Below are 15,699 nucleotides of genomic sequence, written 5' to 3'. Positions count from 1 at the left end.
ATATTTGTTTGGTGACTTCATTCTCTGGGTTATTGAGAAGTTACAATTTAAACATGTAAAAACACCTAAATAAAGTTAAACTAAAAAAGTATATTTGCAAGTTAAGGGTAAGTTAAGGGATGCGTATTTATTTTTATTTAGTTATTGCATGGATGAACCTCATGACTTATGAAGCTATGGCATCATCCTCATTTACTTTCAAGGATGCTTTGGCAATTGCATATCGGAATAATCCGGAATTACAAGCTGAAATAGATAAAGCTCAGGCCATGCGAGGGTATTTTATACAAAGCGGACTTTACCCTAATCCACAACTTACCTTAACTGCCGAGAATTTTGGCGGATCTGGCAGTTATTCCAGTTACGAATCTGCAGAAACTACCGCATCAGTGACACAACCCATTCCTTTAGGTAATCGTTTATCTTATTTGAAAAAAGCCAGCTATGCAGATTATTTAGCCTCATTGGCACAAATTCAAGTCCAAAAAGCAGTGATTTATATGGCTGTTGGTGGCGCATATGTCGATGCATTGTATGCCGGACAATGGCACCAGGTAACTAAAAAGCTTGTTTCACTCAATGAGAGTATCGTTAAAGCAATTGAGCGGCGTGTTAAAGCGGGCGCAGGTGCTGAATTGGATTTACGTTTAGCTCAAATTCGATTAGGTGAGTCGCGCATTCAAGAAAAAAAAGCGGCACGTGATGCACTGTCACAACGTGCTAAATTGGCACGTTTATTAGGTGTCGGATTAAGGGTGGAGCAACTGTTAGTTGATAAAGGATTGCCTGATGTGACATTAGATTGGTCGGCGCTTTTAAAAAAATTACCTCAAAGCCCGCAATTGATACAAATGCAACAACAACTAAAAGCCAAACGAGCAACCATTACAGCAGTTAAAAAATCCGTTTGGCCCGATTTAAACATTCAATTGGGTGCTCGTCATTTTTCTGATGATGGAAGCAATGCTGCGGTGATGTCAGCTTATGCACAAGTTCCTGTTTTTGATCGCAACCAAGGAAAAATCATGACAGCGGAAGCGCAATTCACGCAAACTGTGCATGAATACCAGGGAACAAAGCTCAATATACGTCAAACAGCATATACTGTATTTTTACAAGCCCAACAAAATCATTATGAAGCAGAATTAGTAACCAGTACTTTGCTACCCCTTGCTCGTAAATCAATAAAACTCGCTCAAGATGGCTATCAAATGGGACGCTATACCTACATTGAATTATCTACAGCCTTAAATGCTTTGTATGAAGAGGAACGACACTATCAACAGGCACATGCAGATTATCATAAAACATTAATTCAACTCACAGGGCTTTTAGGTCTTCATCCTACCAAGGAGAGTAAATGAATCTATTAAAACCAATCGGTTTCTTCCTAAAACTTGCTGTTTTCCTGTTAGGAATGAGCTCTTTTTCGCTTTGGGCGGAAGAAATAACTCATGCTACAGAAGAAAATAATCATCAAGAGACCATGGAAAAAGGACCTCATGGAGGCCGTTTGTTTAAAGATGGCGATTTGGCCTTAGAGTTTTTAATTTTTGAGCGAGGTATGCCACCTCACTTTAGAGCGTATCTTTATAAAAATGGGGAAATGATTTTGCCCCAAAAGGCAGAATTAATCGTAAATCTCACTCGATTTGGTGGAAAAAAAGAGCAGATTACTTTTATTCCTGTGGAAAATTTTTTACAAAGCAACCAGATCATTGAAGAACCTCATTCTTTTGATGTAACAATTCAATTAAATAGTTTTGGAAAACCATTGAGTTGGCATTACTCCACGTATGAAGGTCGAGTAAAAATTGCTCCTGCTGTTCTTAAAGCAGCGGGGATAGAAACAGCAGTTGCCCAAGAACAAACGATAAAAACGCAATTAAATGCTGTAGGTAAAATCGTCACCAATCGTGATACTTCAGCACCTATTTATGCACGTTATTCGGGAATTATTAAAGCAATGAATAAAAATTTAGGCGATGAAGTGACAAAAGGGGATGTGTTGGCAACGATTGAAAGTAATGAGAGTTTGCAAAATTACGAAATAAGGTCACCCATAACGGGAACGATAGTACAAAAATATGCAACCAATGGTGAATTTGCCCAAAACACCAAACCTATTTTTGAGGTAGCCAATTTAGTTACTGTTTGGGCTGATTTTACCTTATATCGCAAGGATGCACCTTTAGTAAAGCCGGGTATGGAAGTCATTGTGACTGGGGATGAAGGAAAGCCCAAATCAGTAAGTACCATTAGCTACATTTCACCCTTAGGGGTTGAGGACAGTCAAACCACACTGGCACGTGCTGTTCTTAATAATGACACTCGCATCTGGCTTCCTGGTATGTATGTGAATGGTGCCATCGTGATTAAAGAGAAAATAGCCCCAGTTGCAGTACTTCTTTCGGCACTCCAACAAATGGGTGAACAAGACGTGGTTTTTGTTCAGCAAGGCGATTATTTTGAAGCCACTCCAGTTAATCTGGGTGAAAAAGACGAGCAATGGGCAGAAGTGATTTCGGGATTGGATGCGGGGCAGCGCTATGTGAGCAAAAACAGTTTTTATATCAAAGCAGAAATAGGCAAAGAAGGCGCAAGCCATGACCACTAAGGAATAGTGATGCTTGAAAAAATCATACGTTTTTCTTTAAAACACCGTTGGTTTGTTCTTTTGTTTACATTTATTATCGCAGTGCTTGGTGTTTACAATTTTCAACGCCTTCCCATTGATGCAGTCCCTGATATCACCAATGTGCAAGTACAAATCAACACACAAGCCTCAGGTTACTCGCCTTTTGAGGTGGAGCAACGTATTACGTTTCCTATTGAATTGGCCATGAGTGGTCTGCCTAATCTTGACTATACCCGTTCTTTATCGCGCTATGGCCTATCGCAAGTGACTGTGGTTTTTAAAGATGGAACGAATATTTATTTTGCACGACAGCTTATTAACGAACGCTTACAGGAAGTCAAAGATAAATTACCACCAGAAGCAGAAACAACATTAGGTCCTATTTCAACAGGACTTGGTGAGATTTTTATGTATACCGTGACTAACAAATCAAACCTACCTAAAAGTCAACGCTACAACCCAATGGAGTTACGCACTATTCAAGATTGGATAATTAAACCCCAATTACGCAATGTAGAAGGGGTGGCAGAAGTTAATACCATTGGTGGATATGAAAAACAATTTCATATTACCCCCGATCCAACCAAATTAGTGCGTTATGGTCTGAGCTTAAATAATGTCGTTGAAGCGCTTGAACGCAATAACTCCAATGTTGGAGCAGGTTATATTGAACGAAATGGTGAGCAAAATCTTATTCGTGTACCCGGTCAAGTAAAGAATATCGCCGACATAGAAAACATTGTGGTGGCAAACTTTGAAGGAACTCCTGTTCGAATTCGTGATGTAGCAGAGGTGGCTCTTGGCAAGGAGCTAAGAACGGGTGCTGCAACGGAAAATGGTGATGAGGTCGTTTTAGGAACGGTATTTATGCTAATGGGTGAGAACAGTCGTACCGTGTCTCAACGCGTTGCTGCAAAAATGAAGGAAATTAATAAATCATTACCCGAGGGAGTCGAAGCGGTCACGGTGTATAACCGGACATTGCTTGTTAATGCCACCATTAATACTGTGAAGAAGAATTTACTTGAGGGTGCTTTATTGGTATGCGTTATCTTATTTCTCTTTCTGGGAAACGTTCGCGCCGCGCTCATTACGGCGATGGTCATTCCATTATCCATGCTGCTGACTATCACTGGTATGGTGACTAATCAAATCAGTGCCAACTTAATGAGTTTAGGTGCACTTGATTTTGGTTTGATTGTCGATGGAGCGGTTATTATTGTTGAAAATTGCATCAAGCATTTAGGAGAGCAACAGCATGCTCTACAGCGAATTTTAAACCTTGAAGAGCGTTTAAAGACCATTGCTTATGCTACCACTGAAGTGATTCGACCTAGTATTTTTGGTGTTTTTATTATTACTGTGGTTTATTTGCCTATTTTAACCTTAACAGGTGTTGAAGGAAAAATGTTTTTGCCCATGGCAGAAACCGTCATTATTGCACTTTTGGCATCCATGCTGTTTGCCTTAACCTTTGTACCAGCTGCTGTTGCTATTTTTTTACGAGGACGCATACAAGAAAAAGAAAACCGATTAGTTCACATCCTTTCTTTAAGTTATGCCAAAGTATTAAGACGGTGCTTTCATGCACGGAGGCAAGTGATTGGAGCAGCAGTTGTTCTGGTTATTATAAGTCTTATTCTTGCATTTCGTTTAGGTGGGGAATTTATTCCTAGTCTTGATGAGGGGGATATTGCTATGCATGCGATGCGTATTCCTGGAACCAGTTTAACTCAGGCCATTGCCATGCAAGATTTAGTTGAAAAACGTGTGCGGCAATTTCCTGAAGTAAAACGTGTATTTGCCAAATTGGGGACCGCAGAAGTTGCTACTGATCCCATGCCGCCTAATGTGGCTGATACATTTATTATGCTCAAACCACGTAACGAATGGCCTAATCCTAAGAAAAGCAAACAACAACTTGTACAAGAAATTGAGCAGGCTGTGAAACAAATTCCAGGAAATAATTATGAATTTACCCAGCCCATTCAAATGCGCTTTAATGAATTAATTTCAGGAGTTCGAAGCGATGTCGCAGTGAAGGTGTTCGGTGATGATATGCCTACTTTATTAAAGACTGCGGATGCAATTAGTGCAGAGCTTAAAAAAGTACCGGGTGCTTCTGATGTGAAAGTCGAACAAGTCAGTGGATTGCCGCTTCTGACCATAGAAATCAATCGTGATGCATTGGCTCGTTACGGTCTACAAATTGGTAATGTTCAAGACGCCATAGTCATTGCTACCGGCGGGAAAAAAGGCGGAGAATTGTTTGAGGGTGACAAGCGATTTGATTTAATCGTGCGCCTGCCTGAAGCATTGCGTTTAAGCCCTACTGTTTTAAGGCAAGTGTTTATTCCGCTGCCTCTTGCAAAAGACGGAGAGCGTCATTTTATTCCATTGAGTGAAGTTGCCAAAATGGTACGAAGCGAAAGTCCCAATCAAATCAGTCGTGAAGTGGGTAAACGTCGTGTAGTCGTGACTGCAAATGTGAGGAACAGAGATTTAAGCTCTTTTGTGAATGAAGCAAAGCAGCGTGTTGAGCAAAAGGTTAAGGTACCTAGTGGTTATTGGATAACCTGGGGTGGCCAATTTGAGCAGCTGCAATCTGCATCGCAACGACTGCAGATTGTGGTGCCCATAACTTTATTGGGTATTTTTCTACTCTTATTTATGAGTTTTGGGAACGCACGTAATGCATTGCTAGTATTTTCTGGTATCCCCTTGGCTTTGACTGGAGGCGTTTTTGCTTTATGGTTACGAGGCATTCCACTTTCAATTTCAGCAGGAGTAGGATTTATTGCTTTGTCAGGGGTCGCTGTTTTAAATGGTTTGGTGATGATTACGTTCATCAATAAGCTACGCGAACAGAAGAAATACTATTTAAAGGATGCAGTGTTGCAAGGCTCTCTTGCTCGTCTTCGTCCAGTATTAATGACGGCACTGGTCGCATCATTAGGGTTTGTCCCCATGGCATTAGCTACGGGTACAGGCTCTGAGGTACAAAGACCTCTGGCCACTGTGGTTATTGGTGGAATTATTTCTTCCACGTTTCTGACATTACTGGTATTGCCAGGGTTGTATTATATATTTCATGAGCGGCGCAAGAAGCAAGGTCTTAAGCAAGAGATCACAGAGTGATGTGTATCAGACGATGTTCTTGTGATGCTTCATTCATTACAAGGGTTATATTTTACGGACAATGCGGAAAACCAAATGACAGTACCTTTAAATGAAACCAAATTTTTTGTTGCAGGACTTGATTGTCCAGCGGAAGAGCAACTAATCAGAAAGCAGTTACAGGATATTCCTGAAGTGAAGCAGTTGGATTTTAATTTTATTGCTGAAGAAGTTACTATTCATCACCGGTTGGCTTCAAGTGAAGAATTGCAAAAACGCATTGAGGCGTTGGGAATGAGTGTTCGAACGCTGGAAAGCACTTTACCTATACCACAAAGAAAACAATTATCGTTGGATTTTTCCTGGAAAATTATTGGACTAGCAGGTTTTCTTGCCCTATTTTCTGAGCTGGCAGCTTATTTTTTGGCTACGGAACAATCCATTTGGACTATTCTTCCAGCTTTGTTGGCTATTGGTCTTAGTGGGCCTTCTACCTTTAAAAAAGGGTGGCTTGCCTTAGGGACTAAAACAATGAATATCAATAGCTTGATGTTCATTGCGATAGCAGGGGCTGTTCTTATTGGAGAGTGGCCTGAAGCGGCAATGGTGACTGTTTTATTTGCATTGGCTGAACGTATCGAGCGCTACTCCTTAGATAAAGCACGTCTTGCGATTCGAAGCTTAATGCAAATTGCCCCTGAGGTAGCTTCGGTGAAACAGGACGATGGTCAATGGCAAACCTTGGCCATTGAAAAAGTGGTGCCTGGTGCTGTTTTTAGAGTAAAACCTGGAGAGCGTATTCCTCTGGATGGTGTTGTTATTTCAGGTCAGAGCACGGTCAATCAAGCGCCGATTACTGGTGAATCAATGCCAATAACAAAAAAAGTAGGCGATTTGGTTTTTGCAGGAACATTAAATGAGCACGGCGCGTTTGAAGTGCAGGTCAGTAAAGCGTCAGGCGATACATTGCTTGCTAAAATTGGTAAAGCGATAGAGCAAGCGCAAGCGGATCGAGCCCCAACGCAACGATTTGTTGATCAATTTTCTAAATATTACACTCCAATTATGGTATTGATGGCTTTTTTTGTTGCATTAATTCCACCTTTAGCATTTGGTTATCCTTTTTATGATTCTCTTTATAAGTCACTGACTTTATTAGTTATTGCTTGCCCTTGCGCTTTAGTGATTTCAACACCCGTGACTGTTGTAAGTGGCCTTGCAGCGGCAGCAAAACAAGGGCTTCTTATTAAAGGAGGAAGCTACTTAGAGGTTGGTCATCGACTGAGGTTAATTGCTTTAGATAAGACAGGTACTTTAACGGAAGGAAAGCCAGTTGTAACTGACTTCATAGCTTGGGATGAAAATCGAACTAAGGAGAGTTTGTTATTGTTAGCTGCAAGCCTTGATAGTCACTCGGAGCATCCAGTCGCTAATGCCTTAGTACAGTACTGGCAACAGGAACAACCCCAAAACGCTTTACTTGAAATTGAACAATTTTCAGCACTTCCTGGACGAGGAGTAAAAGGATTGGTGGGTCAAGAACTCTATTTTGTAGGCAATCATCAGTTAGCTGAAGACAATCAGGTATGCAATCATTTTGTCGAACAAGAGCTGAAGCGCTTGGAGGAAGAAGGTAAAACGACCGTAATATTAAGTAATGCTATGACGGTTTTGGCTATTTTTGCAGTAGCTGATACGTTACGTGTTACAAGCCAACAGGCGATTGCACAACTCCATGAACGGGGCATAAAAACCGCGATGTTAACGGGAGACAATGCGGTAACGGCTCAGGCTATTGCTAAAAAAGTAGGTATTGATGAAGTAAATGCAAATATATTGCCTGCGGAAAAACTGCAAGCGATTAATCGTCTTTTAGAACACTATCATAGCGTTGGGATGGTAGGAGATGGAATTAATGATGCCCCTGCATTGGCAAAAGCTACCGTGAGTTTTGCGATGGGGAAAGGAACAGATACTGCCTTAGAAACTGCTGACGTTGCCCTAATGAATGACAATCTAGCAAGACTTCCCTTTTATGTTGATTTAAGTCGTAAGACGGCACGTACTCTTTATCAAAACATCAGTTTATCTATTGCGATTAAAGGCATTTTCTTTATTTTAGCTCTTGTAGGGTATGCAACGTTATGGATGGCAGTTTTTGCAGACATGGGAGCGAGTTTAATCGTAGTGGCTAATGGTTTGCGATTGTTGTATATGTCTCCAGATGATTAATCAAGAAAGTAGTTAATAAAATAACGTAAGTCTAAGATATTTTTAAAGTAAAGGATGGAAATGAGTCAATTTTGGTATTTGATGGCTCATTAGCATAAATCCATTACAAAACTAAATGTTTTAATCTTATTGTAATTATTAATGAAGTAAAATAATTGATTTTTACCCTCATCAAAGTGGGTATTTATTATGTTAGTATATGAGGTATTTTATTTTCCAATGTAGTAAGGTGAATTTTTTTTATGATTATATATGGAGATGTAATGACTATGCCAAGATTTAAGATGTTCTTACTGATAGGTATTCTTATTTCAGGATTTGGATTAACTTCATGCACTCAAACACAACCTGCTTCTGGAGCACATTCTGAAAGTGGCCATAATAAAGGTTCGGGTGGAAACGCTCAGCATGAGCATGATTATTATAACGACTAGAATTAGGAATAAAAGTGATAATAAATGCTTGGGTATTAGGCATGTTTGTTGTTTTTCTCATTATTTTATTCAGTCTTATGATTTATTTTCAAAAAAATAAGCAAAAATTATCTTTTATTATTTCCTTAGTGAGTTTTCTTATCATGCTTGCTATTTTTTTACATGGAGTATCATTTAAACTTCATTAATTGACCTAGCACTTCGGAATACGATCCGTTAGTTGGCAGTAACTCATTTTTAATCCATCCTTCCAGTTCTTTATAATGATATTGGTCTATTGATAGAAACTTTAACTCATGAAATAAACAAATTACAGGCTGCTGGAAAGACAGTCGTATTATTAGGAACTGATAAGGGAATCCTCGGTTTAATTGCATTTGCCGATCCTCTAAGACCAACAGCCAGGCATATGGTTATCTAACCTAAAATCGATGGGTATTGAACGTGTGGTTATGCTCACAGGAGATAATTTGTTAACTGCCACGTCAATTGGCGAACAAGCGGGTGTAGATGAAGTATTCTCTGATTTATCACCAGAAGATAAGACAAGAAAAGTTGAAGAACTGGAAAGACGTTACGGTAAGGTAATGATGGTTGGTGATGGAGTAAATGATGCTCCAGCACTCGCAGCAGCTCATGTAGAAGTTGCTATGGGTGCTGTCGGAACCGGTGTCGCATTAGAAACTGCGGATGTAGCCTTAATGGGGGATAATTTATTAAAATTACCTTATCTTATCGAATTTAGTCGTCGAACTTGGAATATAATTTTACAAAATTTGGGACTTTCTATTATTGTAATTGGCTCTCTTGTTGTCGGGGCAGTAACAGGTTATTTTACGTTGCCGATAGCAGTTTTAGCTCATGAAATCAGTGAGCTTATTGTTATTGCAAGTGGTCTTCGTATGTTAAAATCTTAACCGTAGATGAGTAATTATAATGCGTTTAATACCCTCTCCAGTCGTTTCCTGACTTCACTAGCGATCTGATTAATTTCAGGATTGCTGACCAATTCTAATACCGCTTGCGGATCCATGAATTCAATATACACTATGCCTGTATTATCTTGGGGTACAACTACATTACAGGGTAGAAGCAAACCAATAGATGGTTCTTTTTCTAATCAGGGTTGCTGACACATCAATATTTGTAAGAACTCCAAATCCCTCTTTTTGTAGTTCGTCGGTAACCTTTTTAATTGCATCATCAAATGAATACAATGTCTTTTTTCCAAATCCATATTTAATATTATTCATTTTTCTTCCTAATTGGGTTTTGATAGATAACTACTTACTTCGTAATCGTTTTGCCCACCAAAGAAGAGCTAGAGTAATCAGGGCATTGATAACAATTGACCAAGTATTTAAAGTGGGAGTCAGAGTCATAAATTTAAGGTCTAACGGAACTAAAAATGCAAAAAAGACGTGTGCCATCGTATGAAAAAATTCAAATCCCGCAAAAAATAGAACGATATCTCTAAGCATAAAATTTTTCCTTTCGATTAGTCTCCATTTATTTGTTAATTATAGAGTACTTTTCTGTATATGTATTATTGAAAAATAGACGTTGATTATCGATTTTTTTAAAATTTTAGTTTTTTCTTAGTAGGTGCTCTTGATTGGAGTGGAATTACTACTCCGCTGTTTAATAAAACTTTATTTATAAAAATGCTAAAAACATATGCGTCTTCTGGAATAACAATAAATCAGGATCATTTGGAAGCTGCTTTTTATGGTGTTCTTGGCAATTGGATCAATTGGCTAGTATATAATATAAACCGTTCTTTTAGTTCTGATAAAGAGCAGCAGGACATTGGTATTGAGCAGGTGCTTCAGGTTTTACCTACTATTATTCAAGTCAAGGCGAGTATTCCAGAATTAACTCAATTAGTAACACATGAATTAGGAATAACCTTTTAACTTTCGCCAACTTTGATTACCATACCGCACGAAAGTAACTTAAGTTTCAAGGAATGCTTCATGACGAACATCAACAATAATAAGGCTGCATTAGTGACCGGAGCCAGCCATGGAATTGGTCTTGAACTCGCTAAAATTCTTTTAGGTGATGGCTGGGTTGTCTATGGAACAGGAAGGGATGTGAGCAGCTTAGAGGATACTAAAGCGCTATTTCCTTGTTTTGTTCCCATTCAATCGAATTTTACTCACAATAGTGATATCGAACAGGTTGCTAAAATTATTAATGAATCTGGAATACCGCTTCATCTTTTAGTTCAAAATGCAGGAATGAAAAGTCCTCCACGTCCGTTGACCGAATACGATTGTGACAGTATTGACGAAGTTTTTCAGGTTAATTTATTAGCTCCAATGAAACTTACGGCACTACTTGCCGCGCAGATGCCTGAGAAGTCTCGGATTTTATTTGTTACATCAAGAGCTGCCACTCTGAAACTTAAAGAAAGTTCAACATACTGTGCCAGTAAAGCGGGTTTGGATGAAGTAACTGCTATTGTGAGAAAAGAGTTAGAAGAGAAAAATATTGGTGTGTCTTGTGTTATTCCAGGAGAAGTGGATACAAGAATTCAAAAAATTTTAAGAGAAACGATTTCATTTCATTTACATAAAATGTTTGATGAGGCTTATCAGTCCGGTCAATTAATAAGTCCGGAAACTTGCGCGGAATTCCTTAAATGGTTTCTTTGCGACTTATCTTTTGATGAATTTAAGCAAAGCAAAATGCCCGTTTCCATCTATGAAGAGTGGCATCATCCGTTCTGGCTTAGAGATAGGAATCAGTTACCTCCTTTTCCTTTCTAATTTGTTTATGAACTTTTATGATTAGTTCCAATAAAAATTCAACTTTGGAGAACAGATGCTTTGTTTATTCTGTTCTTTTTTCAAGGCATACTCTCTTATGGGGGATATGTTCCCCACTCTTTCTACAATTACTTCCTAAAATAGATCCGATCATGCCCTTCTAAATAATTTTTCATTGTCCCTAAAGAATTGGGTGCAGAGAACTAGGATCCCATGTTCGGAGGAGGACAAATTGTTATCAAAGTGTTTCTTATCACCCGTGTGGGAAAGGATTGAGCAAGCTATCTGTTTACTGTGACTCCGAAGGGGACGAACAGAGTTTTTCCATTAATTTGTACTTGGGCAAACAGTTTAATAAAGCCAGCTTTATTAGGTTCCACATGAAATTGCAATTCAGGCCCTCCTCTCTCAGAAGTTTTTATTGGTTCTTTGCCCATGGGATGAACATGGATTACCGTTTTAAAATCTTCATTAAAACCAACAATATGAGCATAAGCTCCCATAATCGGCTCTAAGGTATGAACTGATTTTCCTTTAGCATCAGTAATATCAATTTTCCCCATGGCTGGTTTACTCGCATGTAATGGTGTTTTATCAAAAGACAATTTGAAAGTGTAACCATCGACAGTACTTTCAGAGAATGGGTGCCGGTCTATATGATTTTCTGTTTTTTTCATGGTTTTTGTCAATGGAAAATCAGCAATTACGTATTCTTGAGTTTTGGTATTGGTTGGTAATAAATCGGCCCATGCCCGATAGGAGGCTTTTTCAAAAGTTGGTTGCCATTCAAATTGATAGACACCAGGGGTAGCTGTTTCGACTGGATGGACATGGCTGTAGTCTGTGAGACTGTCATCAATAATCAACAAATGAATCTTTTGTGTATGCGCTTCAATCAAGTCGTTGGAGGTGACTGGTTTATTGTTTTTCATGTCTATTAGCTTGATTAATATCAGTTTCTGGTTCTTTTTATCAATTATCTCTTGAATGGATAATCGTATGGTAGAGTTATTCGTTGATTTCAAAATCTGGGTGGCATGATTTTTCACAGAATGATAATGGGCATTGGATGCTGTAGCGATAGAATGATATAAATTGATTAATAATAAGCTCATTAAGAGGGTGGCCAATTTTATCAAGATACTCCGGTCTCCAAGACAATCAAATGGTTATGAGATATTTTTCTTATAGTCCTTGTGGGTTGACTATACACCTCAATCAGTTAATAGAATGATATCATGGATTGCTAAATAGCATAGGGATTATTTAATTGCTTAGACGAGTTTGCATTATGAATATTTGATAAGTAGACTTATTTTGGGTCACCATTGTGGGATTTTTCATTGATTTGGAAGCCTTCATGAGTGCTATAAAAAAATTAGTAGATTTGATTAAGGACAGTAGTGAAGGGGAAAGAGAAAACGGTAGGTCATTTATCAAAAAAATGAGGATGATGAATAACGTAATCTTACCGAGCTGTTGGATTGGGAGAACGAGGTTGATGTCGTATGTTCCATCAATTAGTAGAGATGCTTTCACAAACTAAGTCTTTGAATTAACGTAAGACGCAAAAGACGTTGTCAAAAGCATAGCGCTACTTTGTCTTTTATCAGAAAAGAGCCTATATTGTAATTATTTCATTTTAAAATCAAGGATGAAAATACATTATGAAACCAAGTCATTGGATGGTTTTGGCATGTTGCTTGATACTTACTGCTTGTATGAATAGTGGCACTACCGGTAAAAATACTGAAAGTCTGGAAGAGCATGTCGCTCAAGGCCATGTAGGGCATGGTGGCGGTGGTCGCTAACACTAAAATCTTTTTATTGGATTTCAAAGAGTAAAGAGTAAATATGAAAGATGCCGATTTTTTGTAATAAGAGCGCTTAGATACTAAAAAAATGGGGTAAAATGGTGCTCACCGACTAATGGGTGAGTGAATGCAAAGGATGGCTGTTATGGCAGAACAGTGGCACGAAAAATCACCTGCAGATATGGCATTGTTGTTTGAAACTGACTTATCTTTAGGACTATCTGAGAAAGAAGCACAACAGCGGTTAAAAGAAGTGGGACTCAACCTGCTGAGTCAACAGAAAAAAACGTCTCCTTTCCTCATTTTTTTGCAGCAATTTGGAAGTGTGGTCACCTGGGTGCTTTTAGGTGCTGTTGTTGTGTCTTTTTTGTTGGATGAAAAAGCCGATGCCATTGCCATTTTGGCCATTGTCATTTTAAATGCCATCATTGGATTTGTTTTAGAATATCGTGCCGATCGCGCCATGCTTGCTCTTCAACAAATGGCCGCTCCTAAAGCCACCGTGTTGCGAGATGGCCGCGTGAGGGTGATAGCTGCTTCTGATATCGTACCAGGAGATATTCTTCTATTTGAAAGCGGTGATTTAATCGCTTCCGATGCTCGCCTTTTTGAATTATCAGCGCTTAAAGTCAATGAAGCACCACTCACCGGAGAATCGATACCAGTCGCGAAAAACCTAGAGATTTGTGCTAAAGAAACGCCTCTAGCCGATCGTAAAAACATGGTGTTTATGGGCACCTCTATAGCCGATGGCACAGGTCGCGCGCTTGTCGTGGCGACTGGTATGCAAACGGAAATGGGGCACATTGCCAAAATGCTGGGTGAAGCGTCTCGTGATGAAACGCCTTTGCAGAAAAAACTCAATCAAGTGGGTTCTCGTCTATTGTGGCTTTGCTTTTTCATTATCATTGCCATTTTTGGCTTAGGTCTCTTACGTAACATCCCTATCTTCAGTTTGTTCATGAGTTCAGTCAGTCTTGCAGTGGCTGCAATTCCTGAAGGCTTGCCTGCTGTCGTTACGGTGGCTTTAGCACTCGGCGTGCAACGTATGGTACGGCGTGCCGTACTGGTAAGGCGATTATCGGCGGTTGAAACACTCGGCTGTTTACAAGTCATTTGCACCGATAAAAAATTACCGCAAAAATAATTTTAAGAAGGACTATTTTTTTTATTTTAAATGACGTGATATCGTTCATGGGATTCCTATTCTTATTCTTGCTCATCTATTTTTACTATTTTGTCATAAAATTTTTACATGCCCAATCTTTAATAGCATAATTCCTTTTTGTCATAATAGAGCTCAGTCAACAGAATAACTTATTATGAGGTTGGAGACTCATTTTAGTTTTTATTAACGACTCTAACAAGGATTAGTTTAGTATGCGTTTACGTCTTGTCATCTTAGTTTTAGCCGCAATTATTATTGGTGTGGGAAGTTATTCTGGGATAGTGAATGTCATTAAAGAGCCCATAGAAAATGTGATAATAGGGTATAAAAGCCCATCAGCCTGGAATAATCGGGGTGTAGATTATGTGATTGGCAAAAGAGTAACACAAAATGACTCTGAAGCTGTAAAATGGTTTTGCAAGGCAGCGAAACAAGGCGAAGCCATGGCCCAGCGCAACCTTGGCTTGATGTATGCTGCAGGCAAAGGGGTCCCTCAGGATAATGGCAAGGCTATGCAATGGTTTCGTAAAGCCGCTCTTCAAAATGATGCCGTGTCACAATTAAATCTTGGTGTCATGTATCAAAAAGGTATGGGTACTCAGCAAAACGATAGGGAAGCAATCAAGTGGATTCATAAAGCAGCCGCACAAGGATTTCCAGAGGCTGAACGTAGTCTTGGCATCCTATATTCCACTGCTGAAAATGGGCAACAAAATTATGTCGAAGCTTTTAAATGGCTTCACAAGGCAGCTGAGAAAGAAGATGCCATAGCCCAATATAATCTTGCAGTTATGTATGTCACAGGCAAGGGGGTTCGGCAAAATGATACGGAAGCAGTTAAGTGGTTTCGTAAAGCAGGCAAACATGGCGATCTCATGGCTCAACGAACACTTGGATTAATGTACGCAACGGGGAGCAATGTTCAACAGGATGATTTTCAAGCGATGAAATGGTTTCGTCTGGCCGCGAAACAAGGAGATGCTGTGGCTCAATATAATATAGGTATGGGCTTTCTTAACGGCAAAGGGGTGATTCGAAATCACACAAAAGCTCTGAAATGGTTTCATTTAGCTGCTAGTCAAGGATTGCCCCAAGCTCAATATGTGCTTGCTGCACTTTATCATGATGGAGTGAGTCTTCCTCAAAATAGCATGGAAGCAATAAAGTGGCTCCGAAAGGCTGCTGCGCAAGGTCACTTGCAAGCTCAAGAGCGCCTGCAGGCTCTGGTTAGACAGGATTAGCTGTGAGGCGGTTCCTCTTTCATTATCATACGAGTTAGTATTTATCCCCCTATGCTGAAAATAACGATTTGATTATTTCAATGAGAAATTATTTAAACATAATAATATTTTCGTTCACGATTTTGTAATGCTTATTTAATTGTAATGGGATAAGCACAGCTTGATCCCTCCTCGATTAGCCGTACACCTTGTTTAAGAGATATAATCTCATCAACAAGGAGTAGCAATGGTCAGAAGTATCTACACAAAAGAGTTCAAAGTTAAAGCAATTGAATTTCTAG

The 15,699-nt window shown here is 39.2% G+C and carries 9 protein-coding genes and 3 pseudogenes; 10 read left to right on the top strand and 2 right to left on the bottom strand.

What is annotated here, in order from left to right; translation table 11 throughout:
- The first annotated feature begins 119 nt into the window (after window positions 1-119).
- From ELY11_RS08260 to ELY11_RS08240, 5 genes are all read left to right on the top strand, one after another.
- A complete protein-coding gene (locus ELY11_RS08260) occupies window positions 120-1,364 on the top strand; it encodes a TolC family protein (protein WP_127033052.1) in 1,245 nt (414 codons plus the stop codon).
- Window positions 1,361-2,617 carry an efflux RND transporter periplasmic adaptor subunit gene (locus ELY11_RS08255; protein WP_061504345.1) on the top strand — a complete coding sequence of 419 codons (1,257 nt, stop codon included), beginning with the start codon at window positions 1,361-1,363 and terminating at the stop codon, window positions 2,615-2,617. Before ELY11_RS08260 ends, ELY11_RS08255 begins: the two co-directional genes overlap by 4 nt.
- A 9-nt stretch (window positions 2,618-2,626) precedes the next feature.
- Window positions 2,627-5,776 carry an efflux RND transporter permease subunit gene (locus tag ELY11_RS08250; RefSeq protein WP_199741520.1) on the top strand — a complete coding sequence of 1,050 codons (3,150 nt, stop codon included), beginning with the start codon at window positions 2,627-2,629 and terminating at the stop codon, window positions 5,774-5,776.
- 75 nt (window positions 5,777-5,851) lie between these two features.
- The gene (locus tag ELY11_RS08245) at window positions 5,852-7,987 is read left to right on the top strand and encodes a heavy metal translocating P-type ATPase (protein ID WP_199741524.1); all 2,136 of its coding nucleotides are present in this window, start codon (window positions 5,852-5,854) and stop codon (window positions 7,985-7,987) included.
- Between the two features lie 865 nt (window positions 7,988-8,852).
- Complete coding sequence (locus tag ELY11_RS08240; RefSeq protein WP_233579765.1) at window positions 8,853-9,338, top strand: HAD-IC family P-type ATPase; 486 nt, start codon at window positions 8,853-8,855, stop codon at window positions 9,336-9,338.
- A 14-nt stretch (window positions 9,339-9,352) separates the two neighbouring features.
- Here ELY11_RS08240 and ELY11_RS12735 read toward each other — a convergent pair.
- Window positions 9,353-9,674: pseudogene (locus ELY11_RS12735) on the bottom strand (DUF302 domain-containing protein).
- A 354-nt stretch (window positions 9,675-10,028) separates the two neighbouring features.
- Here ELY11_RS12735 and ELY11_RS08225 point away from each other — a divergent pair.
- Together ELY11_RS08225 and ELY11_RS08220 are read left to right on the top strand one after the other, a co-directional pair.
- A pseudogene (locus tag ELY11_RS08225) lies at window positions 10,029-10,337 on the top strand (acetyltransferase); the annotation flags it as partial.
- Window positions 10,338-10,397: 60 nt separating this feature from the next.
- Window positions 10,398-11,195: an SDR family oxidoreductase gene (locus ELY11_RS08220; protein ID WP_127033045.1), complete on the top strand. Its 798-nt coding sequence runs from the start codon at window positions 10,398-10,400 to the stop codon at window positions 11,193-11,195.
- A gap of 281 nt (window positions 11,196-11,476) precedes the next feature.
- Here the strand turns inward: ELY11_RS08220 and ELY11_RS08215 are convergent, their stop codons facing one another.
- Entirely contained in the window at window positions 11,477-12,334 is an 858-nt protein-coding gene (locus tag ELY11_RS08215) for a hypothetical protein (protein ID WP_199741519.1), read from the bottom strand.
- Between the two features lie 528 nt (window positions 12,335-12,862).
- Between ELY11_RS08215 and ELY11_RS12505 the strand changes: the two genes are divergently transcribed.
- From ELY11_RS12505 to ELY11_RS08205, 3 genes and pseudogenes are all read left to right on the top strand, one after another.
- On the top strand, window positions 12,863-13,006 hold the full coding sequence (locus ELY11_RS12505; RefSeq protein ID WP_021436950.1) for a hypothetical protein: 144 nt from the start codon (window positions 12,863-12,865) through the stop codon (window positions 13,004-13,006).
- A gap of 148 nt (window positions 13,007-13,154) precedes the next feature.
- Window positions 13,155-14,138, top strand: a pseudogene (locus ELY11_RS08210) (cation-translocating P-type ATPase); the annotation flags it as partial.
- A 251-nt stretch (window positions 14,139-14,389) separates the two neighbouring features.
- Entirely contained in the window at window positions 14,390-15,418 is a 1,029-nt protein-coding gene (locus tag ELY11_RS08205) for a tetratricopeptide repeat protein (RefSeq protein WP_127033041.1), read from the top strand.
- Window positions 15,419-15,699 lie beyond the last annotated feature (281 nt).

The sequence above is a fragment of the Legionella septentrionalis genome, from assembly GCF_003989745.1.
GTDB lineage: Bacteria > Pseudomonadota > Gammaproteobacteria > Legionellales > Legionellaceae > Legionella_A > Legionella_A septentrionalis.
This window is presented reverse-complemented; position numbering and strand designations above follow the sequence as displayed.